The 19000-nt window shown below is 35.3% G+C and carries 13 protein-coding genes; 9 read left to right on the top strand and 4 right to left on the bottom strand.

Annotated elements, in window-relative coordinates:
• Positions 1 to 115 precede the first annotated feature (115 nt).
• The 3 genes from IPM51_07735 to IPM51_07725 are packed head-to-tail and all read left to right on the top strand — an operon-like array spanning position 116 to position 4117.
• The gene (locus IPM51_07735; protein MBK9284199.1) at positions 116 to 814 is read left to right on the top strand and encodes a hypothetical protein; all 699 of its coding nucleotides are present in this window, start codon (positions 116 to 118) and stop codon (positions 812 to 814) included.
• A 22-nt stretch (positions 815 to 836) separates the two neighbouring features.
• Complete coding sequence (locus IPM51_07730) at positions 837 to 2834, top strand: dehydrogenase E1 component subunit alpha/beta (GenBank protein MBK9284198.1); 1998 nt, start codon at positions 837 to 839, stop codon at positions 2832 to 2834.
• A 56-nt stretch (positions 2835 to 2890) separates the two neighbouring features.
• Positions 2891 to 4117 carry a T9SS type A sorting domain-containing protein gene (locus IPM51_07725; protein MBK9284197.1) on the top strand — a complete coding sequence of 409 codons (1227 nt, stop codon included), beginning with the start codon at positions 2891 to 2893 and terminating at the stop codon, positions 4115 to 4117.
• A gap of 49 nt (positions 4118 to 4166) precedes the next feature.
• On the opposite strand, the gene ligA is transcribed toward IPM51_07725, so the two are convergent.
• Entirely contained in the window at positions 4167 to 6194 is a 2028-nt protein-coding gene (gene ligA, locus IPM51_07720; protein MBK9284196.1) for an NAD-dependent DNA ligase LigA, read from the bottom strand.
• Positions 6195 to 6284: 90 nt separating this feature from the next.
• Here ligA and IPM51_07715 point away from each other — a divergent pair, with 90 nt between their 5' ends.
• Positions 6285 to 6683 (top strand): hypothetical protein, encoded by a 399-nt coding sequence (locus IPM51_07715; protein MBK9284195.1) that lies wholly within the window; start codon positions 6285 to 6287, stop codon positions 6681 to 6683.
• On the opposite strand, the gene IPM51_07710 is transcribed toward IPM51_07715, so the two are convergent.
• Together IPM51_07710 and IPM51_07705 are read right to left on the bottom strand one after the other, a co-directional pair.
• Complete coding sequence (locus tag IPM51_07710; GenBank protein ID MBK9284194.1) at positions 6680 to 8683, bottom strand: gliding motility-associated C-terminal domain-containing protein; 2004 nt, start codon at positions 8681 to 8683, stop codon at positions 6680 to 6682. The genes IPM51_07715 and IPM51_07710 overlap by 4 nt on opposite strands.
• 102 nt (positions 8684 to 8785) lie before the next feature.
• Positions 8786 to 11332 carry a T9SS type A sorting domain-containing protein gene (locus IPM51_07705; GenBank protein ID MBK9284193.1) on the bottom strand — a complete coding sequence of 849 codons (2547 nt, stop codon included), beginning with the start codon at positions 11330 to 11332 and terminating at the stop codon, positions 8786 to 8788.
• A 233-nt stretch (positions 11333 to 11565) separates the two neighbouring features.
• Between IPM51_07705 and IPM51_07700 the strand changes: the two genes are divergently transcribed.
• Genes IPM51_07700 through IPM51_07690 form a run of 3 tightly spaced genes read left to right on the top strand, consistent with a single transcriptional unit; the run spans position 11566 to position 14571 of the window.
• Positions 11566 to 11970 (top strand): hypothetical protein, encoded by a 405-nt coding sequence (locus IPM51_07700; GenBank protein MBK9284192.1) that lies wholly within the window; start codon positions 11566 to 11568, stop codon positions 11968 to 11970.
• A gap of 46 nt (positions 11971 to 12016) precedes the next feature.
• Positions 12017 to 13303 carry a phosphoribosylamine--glycine ligase gene (gene purD, locus IPM51_07695; GenBank protein ID MBK9284191.1) on the top strand — a complete coding sequence of 429 codons (1287 nt, stop codon included), beginning with the start codon at positions 12017 to 12019 and terminating at the stop codon, positions 13301 to 13303.
• A gap of 2 nt (positions 13304 to 13305) precedes the next feature.
• On the top strand, positions 13306 to 14571 hold the full coding sequence (locus tag IPM51_07690) for an aminotransferase class V-fold PLP-dependent enzyme (protein ID MBK9284190.1): 1266 nt from the start codon (positions 13306 to 13308) through the stop codon (positions 14569 to 14571).
• A 129-nt stretch (positions 14572 to 14700) separates the two neighbouring features.
• On the opposite strand, the gene IPM51_07685 is transcribed toward IPM51_07690, so the two are convergent.
• Positions 14701 to 17082 carry a hypothetical protein gene (locus IPM51_07685; protein ID MBK9284189.1) on the bottom strand — a complete coding sequence of 794 codons (2382 nt, stop codon included), beginning with the start codon at positions 17080 to 17082 and terminating at the stop codon, positions 14701 to 14703.
• 137 nt (positions 17083 to 17219) lie between these two features.
• Between IPM51_07685 and IPM51_07680 the strand changes: the two genes are divergently transcribed.
• On the top strand, positions 17220 to 17432 hold the full coding sequence (locus tag IPM51_07680; protein ID MBK9284188.1) for a hypothetical protein: 213 nt from the start codon (positions 17220 to 17222) through the stop codon (positions 17430 to 17432).
• A 100-nt stretch (positions 17433 to 17532) separates the two neighbouring features.
• Entirely contained in the window at positions 17533 to 18996 is a 1464-nt protein-coding gene (locus IPM51_07675) for a glyceraldehyde-3-phosphate dehydrogenase (GenBank protein MBK9284187.1), read from the top strand.
• The last annotated feature ends 4 nt before the right edge of the window (positions 18997 to 19000 follow it).

The following is a 19000-nucleotide window of genomic DNA, read 5'->3' as shown; positions in this document are numbered from 1 at the left end:
AAATTTTTATTAGTAAAGTATTACTTTATCATAGCTGAAAACGTTAATATCTGGGCTTTATTTTTGTTTAAAGGGTGTAATTTGTTTTAGAGATTAATGTATCTTTATCCCTTAAATGAAGTCATTTTTCTTCCTAATCCTCTCACTGCTTAGTTTATTTTCTTTTGCTCAGAAAGTAGATAAATCAAATCCTTTTTTCTCTATTAGAGGAAGTGTGGGTATTCCCAGAACTACAGGCACGCAAATGTTCAGGAGTAGTTTTACTGGAATTTATGAAGCCAATTTGGCTGCTGTAATTTCGCCGGGAGGCAAATTTATCATTGGCCTTGGCTATCAAAATGCGCTTTTTAAAAATCAAAAAACCTTTGTGCTAATTCCTACAAATTCTGGTTCTATTTCATACAACACCCAAATTATTGAACACGGAGGCTTTTTAAAATTGGGTTACGATCATTATGTAAGTGAAGTGGTATACCTGAGTTTTGTAACCAATTCCGGTTTATTATCCTGTAAATACAATAATATCGAAATTGATACCAATGCGGCTAATCGTCCTTACGGATTAACCGAATTTTTTGCGCCCTACGTACAGCCCGAATTTTCTATACATTTTATGGGAGGAGAAAAACAACAATTAAGCTTTTCCCTTTTACTTTCTTATACTACCTTGTTTTATAAATTCGATCCCAAGGCCCCACGATTTAATCATTTAGCTTCACCCGATATTCGTAGCAAAAGAAATAATTATTTCATGAATTGGATTAATATCGGATTAGGATTCAATATTTTAATTCCCGACAAGAAAAAAAAGTAACGCATTAATTTTCAAACTCCCTATGATAACAGCGGATTCTCCTGTAAAATTCGACCGAAAGAAAATAAAGGATGAGGTTTTAATTACACTATATCATAATATTTTAAAACCCCGGATGATAGAAGAAAAAATGCTTCTGTTATTAAGGCAGGGTAAAATTGCAAAATGGTTTAGCGGAATAGGGCAGGAAGCTATTTCTGTAGGTGTGGCTTCAGCTTTGCATAGCGATGAATATATTTTACCCATGCATCGTAATTTGGGCGTTTTCACAACTCGTAAAATTCCGTTAAATCGGTTGTTTTCTCAATTTCAAGGTAAACCCGGGGGATTTACGCAAGGAAGAGATCGTTCTTTTCACTTCGGTACACAAGAGTATAAAATTATTGGCATGATTTCACATTTGGGTCCGCAAATGGGTGTGGCCGATGGTATAGCTTTAGCCAATAAAATTAGAAAAGATAAAAAAGTAACCGTGGTGTTTAGTGGAGACGGAGGAGCTAGTGAGGGTGATTTTCATGAAAGTATAAATACAGCTGCAGTATGGAATTTACCGGTAATATTTGTGGTGGAAAGTAATGGTTATGGCTTAAGTACCCCGTCGAACGAGCAATTTAAGTGTAAATCCTTTGCCGATAAAGCCATTGGATATGGAATAGAAGGTATTTCCATTGATGGAAATAACGTACTGAAGGTGTACGAAACCATTTCGAGATTAGCCGAAGATATTCGCGAAAATCCAAGACCGGTATTATTGGAGTGCGTAACATTTAGAATGCGTGGACATGAAGAGGCCAGCGGAACAAAATATGTGCCCAAAGAATTATTTGAGCAATGGGGTAAAAAAGATCCGGTGAATACATTTGAAAAATATTTGATTGGAGAAGGAGTATTAACCGAGGATATGATAGATGAAATTCGATTAGCCTTTAAAAAAGAAATTGAAGATAATTTAGAAATAGCCTTCGCCGAAAAATTACCCGCACCCGATACTAAAAAGGAATTGGATGAAATGTATAAACCCTATGTATTGGAATCAAATACTAACTCCGGTAATACCAGTACTATCCGGTTGATTGATGCGATTAGTCAAGGATTAAATCAGGCCATGCAAAAACACAATAATTTGGTTTTAATGGGACAAGACATAGCGGAGTATGGTGGAGTATTTAAAATTACCGAAGGTTTTGTAGAAAAATTCGGAAAGCACAGAGTAAGAAATACGCCCTTATGTGAAAGTGCCATTTTAGGAGCCGGATTTGGCTTATCCATAAACGGATTTAAGGCCATGGTTGAAATGCAATTTGCTGATTTTGTAAGTGAAGGCATGACGCAAATTGTAAATAATTTAGCTAAAAGTTATTACCGTTGGGGACAAAACGCAGATGTAGTAGTAAGAATGCCAACAGGAGCTGGTGTAGCAGCAGGACCTTTTCACAGTCAGAGTAATGAGGCTTGGTTTTTTAAAACACCCGGATTAAAAATTGCTTATCCTGCATTTCCTTCCGATGCCAAAGGACTTTTACTAACGGCCTTTGAAGACCCGAATCCGGTTATGTTTTTTGAACATAAAGCTTTATATCGAAGTATAACGGAAGAAGTGCCGGATGATTATTATACCATTCCCTTTGGTAAAGCCAGATTAGTGAAAGAAGGAAGCGATGTGAGTATTGTGACCTATGGATTGGGTGTACATTGGGCTTTGGAGATATTGAATGAAATGAAGGATTTAAAAGCCGATTTGATTGACTTAAGGACCTTAGTTCCCTTGGATAAAGAAACCATTTACAAGTCCGTTAAAAAAACGGGAAGAGTAATTGTATTGCATGAAGATACTTTAACCGGAGGAATAGGAGGGGAGATAGCGGCTTTGATCACAGAAAACTGTTTTGAATATTTGGATGCCCCGGTTATGCGTGAGGGAAGTTTAGATACGCCGGTACCTATGAATGCAGATTTAGAAAATAATTTTTTACCTAAAGCAAGGTTTAAGGAGAAATTAAGGCAATTAATCATTTATTAAAAATTGATATTTATCAATTTATTTTTACCTTTATATAAACCTTTTAAAAAAAAAATATGAAAAAAATCTTTACTTCAATTTTTGTTCTTTTAGTTTTAGGAGCTTGGAATGCCCAAACCTATTGGACTAATTTAAATTCACCAAATAATTGTAGCTATTACGCTGTATCTCATGATGGGAATAAGATTTGGGCAAATAATGGAATTTTAGGCAATTTCGGTGAACTTCATTACAAACAAGGCGCAGCTCCTTTTAGTACAGTTGCCGTGACTATTAATTCTACAACTGCTGTAAATAATATACTTTGCCTTGTAAATGGCGATTTAGTTGTAACAGGTTCGCAGTCGTTTACTGTACCTGTTGTATACCGGAGCACCGATAATGGTACTACATGGACTCAATCCACTGCAACAATAACCGGATTCAATCAAAATATAATTCAGGATGCGGCAGCGAATGTGTATGTTTATAATTATGCGGCAGGAAGTCCGATTGTAAAAAGTACTGATAATGGTGCTACTTTTGCTAATGTAAGTGGAACCTTTGCCGTGAAAGGATTAGCAGTAACCGGCAATACATTATTTGCTTGTGGAACTAATGGAGGATGGAATATTTGGAAGAGTACCGACGGAGCAGTAACATGGTCATTGATGCCAAATAATGCATCGCAGGGTAATCAAAATAATATTTATGCAACACCAAACGGTAACGTTTATTTTAGCGATTATAAATCAACCGATGGTGGTAATACCTGGGTGCAAATGACTGCCCCTCCAAGTGGTTCAGGGGTATATATGGTAGATAGATTAAATAATATATATGTTAAGGATGAACCAACCAATTTATTTAAATCAAGCGATGCTGGTGCAACGTATACCAATGTTGTAACGGGTTTAAATTGGTCGCCAACCATAAGTGCACAACGTAAAATTGCCACTAATGATGGAAAATTGTATTTCTCAACTATCGGAGCTCCCAATTATAGTTTATATGTTCATCAAACCGGAACAATTAATGCGGTGTCTGAAATATCAGCACAATCTAATCAATTGGATGTTTTTCCTGTTCCTGCCAATGATCAGTTTAATTTAGTAATTGAAAATGGATCGATATCGCAAATCTCAATCTTTGACCAGAATGGCAAAGCGGTTTATTCTAATAACCTTGTTAATCAAAATGAAGTTACGGTATCAACTGAAAATTTTGCTAACGGTATTTATTTAGTGAAAATTCAAAACTCAGAGGGATTTGTTTTGACTAAAAAAATTGTGATTTCGAAATAAAATTTAATTTTAAATAATAAAAAAAAGGGAAGATAGTCTTCCCTTTTTTTTATTTTAACATGGCTAAAAATTCATCTTCCGAAATTATTTTAATCTGTAGTTTTTCGGCCTTTTTGAGTTTCTCCGGACCCATATTATCTCCGGCTAATAAATAAGAAGTTTTTCCGCTGATAGAACCTGAGTTTTTACCTCCGTTTAATTCTATCATTTCTTTTAATTCATCTCTGCTGTGTTTGTGAAACACACCGCTTATTACAAAAGTTAATCCGTTTAATTTATCACTTGTATTTTGTAAAGACTCTTCATTTAATGAAAACTGCAAACCTGCTTGTTTTAATTTTTCAAGTATTTGCATTTGTTCTTCATCCTTAAAATATTGAAGTAAACTTTCAGCAATGGTTTCACCCACTTCATCAATTTGTAACAACTCTTCTTTTTTCATTAGCTGAAGGGCATCCATATTTTTAACGCGTTTAGCAATTTTCTTGGCTGATGTTTCGCCAATATGTCTTATTCCTAAGGCGAACAACACGCGTTCAAAAGGAACTTGTTTACTTAATTGTATCCCCTCCAATAAATTCTGAACACTTTTTTCGGCCAATCTTTCCAATGGTAATAAGTTTTCTTTTTGAAGTGTATACAAATCTGCGTAATTTTTTATTAATCCGGCATCGAATAACTGCGCTATGGTTTCTGCTCCCAAACCATCAATATTCATTGCTTTTCTGCTAATGAAATGTTCCATTTTGCCTTTAACCTGAGGTGGGCATTTTTTTTCGTTCGGGCAATAATGCAAAGCTTCATCCGGATTACGGATTAATTGCGTTCCGCATTCCGGACAATTTTCAATGTATTTTGTTTTTTCACCTGAAGTTTTGCGCAACGCTAAATTTACCCCGGTGATTTTGGGAATTATTTCACCGCCTTTTTCTACGTAAACAAAATCATTAACGCGCACATCCAGTTTTTCTATTATATCCGCATTGTGTAAACTTGCTCTTTTCACTATGGTGCCGCCTAAGGCAACCGGATTTAAATTGGCAACGGGTGTAATAGCGCCGGTTCTCCCAACCTGATAAGTTATTTCAATCAGTTGTGTACAGGCTTGTTCGGCTTTGTACTTGTATGCAATTGCCCAGCGTGGAGATTTGGCAGTGTATCCCAATTGTTGTTGCTGTAGCAAATTATTTACCTTAATTACAATACCATCAATTTCAAAAGGCAATTCTGCTTTGTGTTTTTCCCAATGATCAATAAAATTAATTACTTCCTGTATACCAACACATAATTTGCTGTGTTCACTGGTTTTAAATCCCCATGAATTAGCTAATTGTATTCCTTTATAATGGGTTTCAAACTTTAAATTTTCACCCAATAAATTATATAATACACAATCTAATTTTCGGGAAGCAACAATTTTACTATCCTGCATTTTCATTGTGCCGCTTGCGGTATTTCTTGGATTTGCTAATAGGGGTTCGCCGGCACTTTCGCGTTCCTGATTAAGTTCTTTAAAAACTTTTATCGGCATATAAATTTCTCCCCGGATTTCAAATTCTTTCGGAAAATCTCCTTTCAGTTTTAAGGGCACTGATTTTATGGTTTTTGCATTATGGGTTACCTCATCTCCTTGTACTCCGTCACCACGAGTAATAGCCTGCTTAAGAATACCATTTTCATAAATTAAACTAATGGATAGGCCGTCAAATTTCAACTCGCATACATACTCAATTTCGGAATCAAATAAACTATTTTGCATATTCAATCCCTCTTTAACTCTTCGGTCAAAATCAATCAAGTCTTCTCTATTGTAACTATTAGAAAGCGAAAGCATGGGGTATTTATGCTTAATTGAATTAAACTCCTTGGTTATGGTTCCTCCAACGCGTTGAGTAGGTGAGTGCGCTTCGGCTAATTCCGGGTATTTTTTTTCTAATTCAATTAATTCATTTAATAATTGATCAAATGCATAGTCACTAATTACAGGTTTGTCCTGATTATAATAACGATGATTATGCTCTTCTATTTGCTGAGCTAAAGTTTTAATACGGGCTGCTGCGTTTTCTTTATCAGTCATTTTTTGTATAGGCCTGAAAATTCTTTCTCAAAATTAAAAAATACAAGGTTTAAGGATTTATATATTATCATTTTTTTATAACTTTAATTAATGGAAATAATTAAATCCATGGAATTGGAATATGCTAAGATTGCGCTAAGAAGTAATGGCGTTTTGCATATACATTTTGTGGGAAATTATATAATAACGGGCAAAGAGGCTAAAGCAATTAACGACATATTAGGAAATTTAAGTGAAAATAAGGAAGCGCCTGTTTTAATTACTGCAGAAACACTGATTCAGTTTGATCGTACAGCTAGGGAGTTTTCAGCCAGCCCCGAGGGTTTTAGGTTTACCTTGGCTGAAGCCTTGGTGGTGAAAAATTTTGCACAAAAACTCATCGCCACATTTTACATCAGTTATGATAAACCTCCAAAGCCAAGTAAAGTTTTTACCGATGAAACCAAAGCGATTGATTGGCTGTTGAATTTTAAGGATGAAGTTGATTAGAGCAGGGATAAACTACCTTTTATTTCTATGTACTCTCCTCTGCAGTTTTTGTATCGAATAACATATACATAAACATCTTGTTTGGCATTTGCTCCATCCCAACCTTCCTGGTCATTTTCTGTTTCAAATCTTTTGCCGCCCCATTTATCGTAAACAATTACTCTATATTCATTTTTATCTACAAAATGTGTTACTGGCAGCCAGACTTTATTCACTCCGCTTGGATTAAAGGCCGTGGGTACAAATACTTCACCTTCTATGTAAGCATCCCGGATATTGGAAAGGCTTTTGGATAAAAATCCAAAGGGATTGCTAATTCCTTCCACCGCTTCTACATGATATTTAATATCACAACCATTTGGAGCTTCGTATTCGATGTTATCCAAATAAAGTGTATCGTAAGGTCCGGTGCTTGCGATAGGGGTTGAGTTAAGATTGCCATTAATACTACGGTAAATATTATAACCACTTACATCACCGGCATATCCTTTGTAATCGGTCCAAACTAATTGTTTTAAAAATACATTTTCTTTATCGCTTTTAATTTTTAAAAGTATGGTTTTGGCTACATTGCTATTAATGCGGGGATTACCGCAACTATCTTTCACTACAGCTTTATAGAAATAGGAGGTAGAAGAAGGACTTACACTTTCATCGGTAAAAGAAAAATTCTGATTTCCGGTAAAAGGTAAAAATGCCACATTGCTGTAATTTATACCATCTTCTGATCGTAACAAATCTATTCCGGTGGATGGTTTACTTAAATCTAAATAAAGATCTACTTTAATTTTTTCTGTTTCAATTACACTTGCATTTTGAATATAGATAAATTGTGGAGCAGAGGCCTGTGTTGAAAAAAAACAACTACGGTTTGAAGAAGAGCTTACCGTTTTGCCGTTATTAAAAGCTCTAATGAAATAACATATGTTTTGTCCAGGACTAACCCCCTCGTGAATAAAACTGAGCTGTGTAGTAGTTCCTATAGGAACAAAAGCCGCCCCATTAACTGAGTAGTAAATTCGATATTCAGAAACCCCACCTTTCATGCCCGGATAGGCATTCCAGTTTAACACACAAGAATAGGCACAGGTATTATAATAAGTTTCTAAATACATGGTTCTAGGTTTGGTATCAAAACTGCCAATGTTACCACAACTGTCAATGGCCGCAATCATTAAACCAACTGTTTTGGTGTTGGCAGTTGTGGTGGTATAAGTATATAAGGTGTTATTTCGTCCGTTAACGCTATCAATAGCCGCAAATGCCCCGTTAAAATAATATACTCTATACTTTTTAATGTCTAAGTCACGCGGAATTTTCCAGGCAATTACGGTTTCTCCGTTAGGAAGCACACTAATGGAATCTATTTCCGGCTCGTCCGGTGCTTTCTTATCTTTAAAAATATCACCTTTGATGTTGGAAGCAGAAATACAACCGGCCTGATCAGCCAATTGAACCTGATAATTAATACTGGCAGAGCAAATACTTAACGTGTCGGCATATTGCAAAGCAGAAGTAGTACCCAAATTATTCCACACGGCTGTAGGGTATTCGCGACTTAAAGTATAAGTTGAAGAGGAGGTAATTAGTTTTGGAGAATGTAGTGCATTGTAATTTAATTTTACATCCGGTGTGGATTGAATAGCGTTAATAAACATGCTCCTCAAAGTATCAGAACTCGAGGAAGTGTTAACTCCTCCCGGGCCTGATTTAGTTCTAATATAATAATAACAACCTTGCACAGTTGCGCTACTGCCGCTATGGGTGAACGTTGAAAAGTTAACAGCAGCCACAGTGCCGACATTGGAATAAGTTCCAACTGCGGTAGGCGAATAAAAAATTTGATACGAATCAAAAATCCCGCCCGGATCATTTACCGGGAGCCAAGTTAATTTAACATCTCCATTACTTTTTACTTCTATACAACGTAATGAGGGTGCCGGCAACTGAGCCATAGCCTTGATGCAAACAAAAACCAGTATTATTCGAAGTAACTTCAAATCTAATGTAATAACGTAATTATAGGCGTTTTATTACTGCTAAATCGGCTTATTATACGCCCAACAATAGTAATTAAAACGTAAAATAGATACTAAACAAAGTTATTGTTTGATTAGCTTTTTAATAAAGCTGTATTCTTTGTTTTCGAACACTGCATTGTAGATACCCGAAGGTAAAGTTTGTATGTTAATGCTTGCGTTTTTATCAACGTTTGATTCCAGTACCAATTTCCCTTCACTATTATAAAGTGAAACTTTAAGTGAACCATAATCACCTTCGCTTTTAATTTTGAAAGTGTTTTGCGCCGGATTTGGATATACCATTAATTCCATTTTCCCATTTTCTTCATGAAGAGCAGATGGTGGAGGAGGAACAGTAAGCAATGTGCTAACATCAATAGTTTGTATACCTCTTGCATAGGTGCCTGCAATTAATTTTTGCGTTGCCGGATTATATTCTAAATCCCAAATCACAAAATAGGGCATATTATTACCCAATCTTGACCAAGTTAAGCCGTTATCTTGTGTATAATACACGCCAATATCTGTTGCTGCAAAAATTACATTTTCAAACCCCGGAGCAATGATAAGGTCGTTAATACCCACTTGCGGTAAATTTCCGCTGATATCTGTCCACGTTGTTCCGTTATTGGTAGATTTATGAATGTGCGGAATATATTCATTGTAACGGTAACCACTATGACTCACATAAACATTATTGGTAAGGTTTGGCGAAGCTTTTATGGAAGTTACATAACGATCAGGTAAACCACTGGTTACATTGGTCCAGGTGCTTCCGCCATTTAATGTTCTCCAGGCATTGCCATCTGTTGTGCCTGCATAAATAAATTGGTTATTTAAAGCGGAATTATCTAAACAGGAAATATTATGAAAGCGTGGAGCAAAAATTACTCCATCGGTTAAATCCGGACTTATAGCCACCCAATTATCAACCGGATTGGTACTATTTTTATATACCCGATGAGTTCCGGTGTACATAGTTGAAGTACTGCTTGAACCAAAAATATAAGGCATATCCCAATTCATTCTGTCATTTTGATCAATGCCATTTACATAATTTGTATAATTCGCACCTGCATCCGTGCTCATCCAAAGTCCGCCATTTTGAGTTTCAGCATATCGAATTTGATTGTTGTTTGGATCAAGTCGAGGTTGAAAACCATCACCTCCCCATTCTGGCGTCCAGTTTCCAATGCCGCCAACGGCTCCTCCATACATGGTGCCATTATCTTGTGCTCCTCCAAAATATTCATTGTTGTTAAACGGATTAATATTCACTTTATAAAACTGCGTATTTGGAATATCATCTAATTTATTCCAGTTAACCCCATCATCAAATGTTTCATATAGTCCACCATCGGTTGCGATAATGTAATTGGTAGACGATTTAAATTTTATATCATGTATATCAGCATGTGGGTTATACATCCACCATTGCGGTTGATTTAAAGTGAAACTTGAACCGCCATTAGTACTTTTGAAATGTTCAACACCTGAAATAAGTATTGTGTTATCATTGTTTGGTTTAACAGCTATTTTCCCAAAATACCAACCAAAGCCACCATACATTCCATTTAAGTCATTAATTCCACCTACCGGGGTAAAACTGCTTCCGCCATTTGTTGTAACATAAACATTATAGATTTGATAATTGCTATCGCAAACCGAAACATATAATTTATTGGCATTTTGTTTACTCATACAAATTCCAAATCTGGAAACTTTAGTATTAGGTAAACCAGTATTAATAATATTCCAATTTGTTCCACCATTAATGGTTTTATAAACTCGGGTTGTATTACTGAATCCTGTTGATTCCTGATTAGTTCTTATTCGAGTCCACGATGTTGCATAGATAATAGACGAATTAGTAAAATCCATCACCATATCACTCACACCGGTTTCATTATTGATACTTAAAACTTGTGTCCAGTTAAGCCCGCCGTTGGTACTTTTATAAATTCCCCGATTAAAATCTCTTACCATGGGTACACCCATAGCTGAGGCATACATAATGGAAGTGTTGTTGGGATCAATTAAAACTTGCGTAATGATTCCCATTTGGTTTAAACCCAAGTTTACCCAGGTATTACCACCATCGGTACTTTTATATATTCCATTACCAACAAAAACTGTGAAAGGTGTATCCGGGTCTCCGGTTCCGGCATACATAATGTTTGGATTTACCGGATCAAAAACAATACAGGCTATTGATAAATACGGATGAGCGTCAAATACAGGTGTCCAACTTGTCCCACCATTAGTACTTTTAAACATGCCTCCACCGGGGCAACCTGCAAAAATGATGTTTTGGTTAGTCGGGTGTATGGCCAGGGCGGTTATTCTTCCTCCAATATTGGTTGGTCCTTCATTCACCCAACTTAAAGGGGCCCCATTTTTTTGTGCAAGATTGCTGATGGTTGACTCCCTTAATGTTTGATTATATGCCTTATAATCAAATGTCTTATCGGGGTAAGATCGCATGAAGCTAAAATATTCGAAAGGAGCAACGTGTTCATCTTTTTCGTTGGCTTTAACTTTTAAAGTAGAACCCATATTTTTATTCGTGAGAATAAAAACAAGTACTATTGCGCTTGGGAGCAGGGATAATATTAGTATTTTTTTCATACGCGTATTTTATATAAACAATCACTTTAAGTAATAGTTTATATAAAGATTGAAATTTTTTTTCATATAGATGCCGAATTGTTCTTAGCTTCCCTAAGCCGTTTATGGCACTCAATAACCGATTATCCTCATAAACCATTTGATGTTGAAATCTTATCCATAAATCAGCTTCAAATCGACGAACAGTAATCCAATTTTCACTTTTTTTTACTATACTTGTAAATCATAAGTACTTGAAAAAGATACTCTTCATATTATTATTTCTTGTTGGACTTTTCTGTTCAGAGGATTTATTTTCTCAAGGCGGAGGAAGGAAAAGAGAACATCGCAATCAGCGCCGTAAAACTATTCGTATTTTTCATAAAAGTTCAAAGCATAATGGTAATGCAGATAGATTTGCACGTGGTGCCGGTAGAAGCGGATTTTTTAAAAGGGTATTTTATCATAACCAGGCCCCGGCTTGGGTAATGCATCATAAAAAAGAAAGTCGTTCACAAAAACGAGAAAGTAAATTTTTATTTAGTCGCTACCGCACAAAAGGTAAGCGTTACAGGGAAGGAATTTTGGCCAAACAGAATAATGACAGGGCGAGGAGAAGAGTACGCGGAAGCGCAGTTTTCCACAAAAAGAAATACTAATCCCGGAAAATGCCGGGATTTTTTATTTTTGTACAAGCATTAAATTATGAACGTATTAATATTAGGATCAGGCGGAAGAGAACATGCATTCGCATGGAAAATTGCACAAAGTAAAAAATTACAAAATTTATATATAGCTCCGGGTAATGCAGGCACGGCCTTGTGTGGACAGAACATCAATATAGCAGTTGACGATTTTGAGGCCATCAAAAATCTGGTGTGGGAAAAAAGTATAGACATGGTGGTGGTTGGACCGGAAGATCCTTTGGTGAAAGGCATACACGACTTTTTTTTAAATGATGAGGTATTAAAAGATATACCGGTTATTGGCCCAACTAAAAACGGAGCTATGTTGGAGGGAAGTAAAGATTTTAGTAAGCAGTTTATGATTAAGCATAAAGTGCCAACTGCAGCTTATGCCACTTTTACTAAAGAAAATTTAAATGAAGGGTACGCCTTTTTAGATAAACTTAAACCTCCGTTCGTGCTCAAGGCGGATGGACTTGCAGCAGGTAAAGGTGTTTTAATACTGAATGATATTGATGAAGCTAAGGCCGAATTAAAAAGTATGTTAGCTGATTCAAAATTCGGGAAAGCAAGTAACAAAGTTGTGATTGAAGAATATTTGCATGGCATCGAATTATCTGTTTTTGTTTTAACAGATGGCATTTCTTATAAAATACTACCAGCCGCTAAAGATTACAAACGAATAGGAGAGGGAGATACCGGATTAAATACCGGAGGAATGGGAGCTATTAGTCCTGTTCCTTTTGCCAATCAAACCTTTATTGATAAAGTAGAAGAACAGGTTGTAAAACCAACCATAGCCGGCTTAATTAAAGAGAAAATAGATTATCGCGGATTTATTTTTATAGGATTAATGAATTGCGGAGGAGAACCTTTTGTGATTGAATACAATTGTAGAATGGGTGATCCGGAAACGGAAGTAGTTATACCCAGGATAAAATCTGATTTTTTAGATTTATTGGAGGGTGTGGCTAAACAAATTTTAAATCAAAAAGCCTACGAGACCATTGATGAGTATGCAGCTACTGTTGTTTTAGTTAGCGGTGGTTATCCGGAAGCCTTTGAAAAAGGATTAAAAATTGAAGGACTAAAAGATAGTGGAGACTCCATCGTTTTTCATTCAGGAACTAAGAATGAAGGAGTAGATGTGATTACCAATGGAGGGCGAGTTTTTGCAATTACTTCAATCGGTAATACCATTGCCGATGCGGTAAACAAAAGTTTTACCGCAGCTCAAAAAATAAGTTATAGCAAAAAGTATTATCGTAAGGATATTGGGCAAGATCTTATTCACTTTAAAAATTAAGTATGGATAAAAGAACGTTTTTAAAAACTAGCGCTACTATTGGGCTTGGAAGTATTTTTAGTTTTCCTGCTCTTTCAAAAATTATTGATCCTATAAAAAATATTTCACCGGAATTATTAGCTGACCAGGAAGAATTTTGGATGCAGATCAGAAAGGGTTATCGCTTAAAGGAAGACTATATAAATCTTGAAAACGGTTATTATTGTATTCAACCCCAGGAAGTATTAGAAGCCTACATAGAGCATTTAAAAGAAATTAATTTGCAAGGTGCCTATTATATGCGCACCGTACAAAATGAAAATAAAAAAAAGATGGCTGCAATGCTGGCTGATATGGCCGGTTGTTCCGCTGAAGAATTAATCATTACCAGAAATACCACAGAGTCTTTAGATACCATTATCTCAGGTTTTAAATGGGAAAAAGGAGACGAGGCCGTAATGGCTGAACAGGATTATGGTGCTATGTTGGAAATGTTTAAGCAAGTAAGTGCAAGACATGGGATGATTAATAAAATAATTTCTTTGCCTATGAATCCAACTTCAGATGAAGAGATTGTGCAATTGTATGAAAAAGCCATTACCGCCAAAACAAAATTGCTCATGGTTTGCCATATGGTAAATATTACCGGACAAATTCTTCCGATTAGAAAAATATGTGATATGGCTCATGCCAAAGGAGTAAAAGTGATGGTTGATGGAGCGCATGCCTTTGCACATATTGAATTTAAAATAAACGAATTAAACTGTGATTATTACGGATGTAGTTTGCATAAATGGCTGAGCGTGCCATTAGGTGCAGGTTTTTTATACGTAAAAAAAGAAAACATAGCCGGAATTTGGCCTTTAATGGCAGAGGCAGAACGGAATGAAAACGATATTTCACGATTAAATCATCAGGGAACAACTCCGGTTCATACCGATTTGGCTATAGCAAATGCCATTGCGTATTACAATAAATTAGGAGTAAAAAGAAAAGAAGAACGTTTAAGGTACTTGCAAAATTACTGGACTGATAAAGTTAGAGGCTTACCGAAAATTATTTTGAATACCCCTGAACAAAAAGAACGATCTTGTGCTATTGCTAATGTGGGTGTTGAAAATATTAAACCTGCAGAGTTAGCCGAAATATTATTGAAAAAGTATAAAATTTATACCGTGGCTATTGATGGAAAAGGAGTGCATGGCTGCAGAATAACGCCTAACATTTATACCTTAACAAGTGAGATAGATCAACTTGTTCATGCCCTTAAAGAGATTTCAAAGAATTAGAATTATTCAGCTAATTCACATTTTAATGATTTTTTTGAATGTACAGGTAATTGAAGCAGAAAACTTGCCTACGGCAGGCAGGTGCCTTGGTGCGTTCAACTATAAATTAATATTTAGGGTAAAAGAAAATTAGCGACAGCTGGCATTATATACTCGCTTCACATCCACATTTTCAAGTACCTGGAAAGTCATAAACGGTTCTCCGAATAATTTGCAATATCTTTCTTTGTTGAGGTTTTTAGCAATTTCCAGTGCCCGAGCAAATGTTCTTGAATAATATTTTTCGGGCATACGGCTGGCACTGGCGATATACATAAACACTAAATTTTCTTGTACATCGGGTTTGTCAATATAAGGTTCTAAAACCGTTGCGGCATATTTAAAATCTTTTGCGCGAGAAAAAACATAAGAGAGTTTCAATGCATTTTGCCAACTCGCGTCTTTAATATTGTAAAAAGATTTAATACGAGTGATACAATTCTCAATTATCTGGTCAGCATTATCTGAAGTATCAACACTCTCCATTATTTTAAATTGCCACTCTATATTTAATCCGTTAACCAAATTTGAATCTAATTTGCCATAAAATCCATCAATAGTTTGTTGTATTTTAGTTTGATGCTCAGGTTTACCGGCATTACTATCGAGTTTAATCTGACAGAATATTTTATTGTATTGAAATACCGGATTTGCCGGTTCGTAAGTAAGTAGTTTATTAAAAGTGGCCTCATCCTCTTCATCAACATCATTATTACTTAAATATTTGTAATAAACTTTATTATTTAATAATGCCGCATTTATCGCTTTATCTTCTATTACTAAACTATCATACAAGGTGGCCGGATATTTTTTATCCTTTACACATTTGCCAATGTATTCCAAAATTTTATAAGTTTGGGGATAATTGCCGGCTTTTAGTGCTCTGTCGAAACTTACTTTACTGAATTTAATTTCTTTGTCACCTTTAACATCATAGGTAACATCCATAATGATTTGCGCAAATCGTTCTTTAGCTAAAATGGGTTCTAATTTATCCTGTAATTTTTTATCGGAATTTATTTTTGCTATGGCTTGTTTTTTACCCATTTCAACTAAGTATTTATACTCTCCGTCTTCGTTTTCTAATAAAAATAATCCCCAACTGTCTCTTGTTTCAATACTGGGTTGAATTTTATTTTGTTGTTTGGCTTGTAACACGTTTAGAACACTTTCTGCTCTTTTTCTTTGCAATTTTGCATTTGCAACTGAATCACCTTCTATAGATGAATAGGCATAAATGTACAACCCATCAATAATAAAATCAGGTTCATTTAATGCGTTAATAAAGGGTTGTATATCGGTATCTTTAAATTCGAATTTATTTTTTTCAAAAGGAATCAGGAAATTAATGATAGAACTTTCTGATTTGGGAAGAAAAGGAGGTTTTAATCCCGAAGTTCCATTCACCGGCAATAACCCAATGGGTGTGTTACTTTCAATTTTGCCGTTTTCAGTAAATCCTCTGGTTAGCGTTCTGCATACTCGTTTATCTTGCACAATAAGTAAATTGATTTCGTATGGCTCTTTTATTTTCTTATTGAATTTTCCCAACTCAACTTCTATGGCCTTAATCTTTTTACTTTTTTTATCTTTTGGGTTAATGAGTAAGTTCTTTTTAAATAATTGGTCGCGGTAAATTACTTTACCCATTACTCCTTTGTTCAATAAATTATTGTCAACTATATTATAATCCGGTTTCATATACTGTTCACGTTGCACAATATCAAAGGCAATACCATCGGTAGATTTTTTAATTAATCTTCTTAATTCTTTAGAATTGTGGTATTTTAAATACACTTTTCCATTATTCACATAAGCGCCTTGCTGTAATATATCATAGTTTCTCCAGCGATCACAATTTTTACACTTTCTGGCTTCGGGTAGTTTCAATTTTTTAGATTTTGTATTGTATTTAACGGCTAGTTCTTTTTTATGCGTTACGCCGTTATTTAAAATATCATATCCGCCAAAAATAGCACTTACAAATACTTTTTTCTCATCATGATCAAATTGCGCCTTTATTCCAACTAAGGTGTACTTTGGATTAAGCAGCACTTCCAAATTCTTTTTATTATTTTCCCATTTGGTATAAATAACTTTAGCAATATCGGCTGTTGGGTAATCGTCTCTTCCTTTAAATACATTGGCTTTCATTGCAATTTCTTCTCCTCTTTTGGTAGCTCCGGCTTTTTTTAGAAATTTTTGTGTGTTTTTAGAATCAACTTTATCTTTCCCTGAATTCCCCATTTTATAGGCACTCATTTCGGCTGCGTAATCCATCATCTCATTTACCTCAACGGTATCCAAACCTTTGCTTATTCTGAATCTGTTCAACTCATTAACCAACAAGCGCGGTAATTCATCTATTTTAAAGTATTTGTGAAAGGAGTGCTCGTCTTCTACGGAAAGTTTTTGTGCGTGACAATACCAAGAGGCAAAAACAAAAAGGAACAATAAGCTAATTTTTCTCATATAAAGTTTTAACGGAATCCAAGTTTATTCAACGAGAATAAATTTTTAATGCGGAATTCACATTTATTGGCATAAAGATAAGAAGTGCAATGAAAAATCAAAATGGAATGTTGTTTTTTGATTAAATTTGTGTGCAAATGAGAGATGTGATATGGACCATAATTGCAGTTTGGGTGATTTACAAACTAATTGAAATATTCAAAAGTCCGCGTAATTCTAATCAAAGTTCTAACTCAAATAAAGCTACAGTTACTCAAACTAGCCATAATCAGGCAAATAAGCAGCATGCTTTTCGAAAAAGTACCCAACAAGAGGGTGAATATGTGGATTTTGAAGAAGTGAAGGATTAAACATCACTTATTTTAAACAAATATCGGATAGTTTTTCAACATTCAATTTGCTGTTTTTACCCTTTTACTACCTTTGCGCAAATATTAAATTTTTCCCTTTATGGTATCTCTAGAAAAAGTACATTCCGATTATCAAACTCAGTTGAATGAATGGGTTAATCATGAAAAGGCCGCCATTGATTTAATTAGTGCAGTTGGTAAGCTTTGGTTTGAAAAATCAATTGAATTAATATTATTCAGAAATCAATTGGTGGACAGAAGTGCTAGTGAAATTATGAACCTGCATTTGTATGCTAAGAAAATTGTAAAAAAACCAATAACGGTTTTTGATACAGTGGCATTGGCTAATGAAATATTAAATTCAGGAGTAGGTCCAAGCCGAATTGATATAGGAAAACTGGCTTTTGAATGGCATCAGGAAAAAGACAATTTCAAAACACAAGGAGATTTTATTAATAATAAATTAAAAGGATTAATAGGTACTGCCAAAACTTTAGTGCCCAAAGATGTGGTGTTATACGGTTTTGGAAGAATTGGAAGATTAGCTGCCCGTGAATTAGTACAAATGGCCGGAAAAGGTGAACAATTGCGTTTACGAGCCATAGTAACCAGGGGTAACAGTAGTGAAGAGATAATTAAAAGAGCAGATTTATTAAGAACAGACTCAGTTCACGGACCTTTTCCGGGGACAGTAATCGAAGATGTAGATAATAAAGCTTTAATCATTAACGGACATACCGTGCATATGATTCATGCCAACAATCCGGAAGATGTGGATTATACGAAATATGGCATTAAAGATGCTTTAGTGATTGATAATACCGGTGTTTTTAGAGATCGAGAGGCTTTGAGCCGTCACTTGAAAGCCAAGGGAACAGCAAAAGTTTTATTAACTGCTCCGGCTAAAGGGGATGTACCTAATGTGGTACATGGTATCAACCAGGATACAGTTGATTTGAAAAAAGAAAATATTTTTTCAGCGGCAAGTTGTACTACTAATGCAATTATGCCGGTACTTTTTGTAATTGATAAAGAATTGGGTATAGAGAAAGGACATATTGAAACGGTGCATTCATATACAAACGACCAGAATTTATTGGATAATTATCATAAAAAATATCGTCGTGGGCGATCAGCCGCTTTGAATATGGTAATCACCGAAACCGGCGCTGAAAGTGCGCTAAAAAAAGTATTACCTCATTTAAGTGGGAAATTTACTGCCAATTCTGTACGTGTTCCAACGCCTAATGTAAGTTTGGCTATCTTAAACTTAAATATCAATAAAAAAGTGACCAAGGATGAAGTGAATGAAATCATGAAACGTTATGCGTTGGAAGGAAGTTTGGTTGAACAAATACAATTTGCCTTTAGTAATGAATTAGTAAGTACGGATGTAATCGGAAATCCTTGTGCGAGTGTTTTCGATAGTCAAAATACAATTATAGCTCCGGATGGAAAATCGATTGTGCTTTATGTTTGGTATGATAATGAATATGGTTATACTCGTCAGGTAATCCGTTTCAGTAAACACATCAGCGAGGTAAGAAGATCTGTTTATTATTAGAATT

It is taken from the genome of Sphingobacteriaceae bacterium (genome assembly GCA_016715905.1).
GTDB lineage: Bacteria > Bacteroidota > Bacteroidia > B-17B0 > Aurantibacillaceae > Aurantibacillus.
The sequence above is the reverse complement of the archived record's forward strand: the minus strand, read 5'-3'. Positions and strand labels throughout refer to the sequence as shown.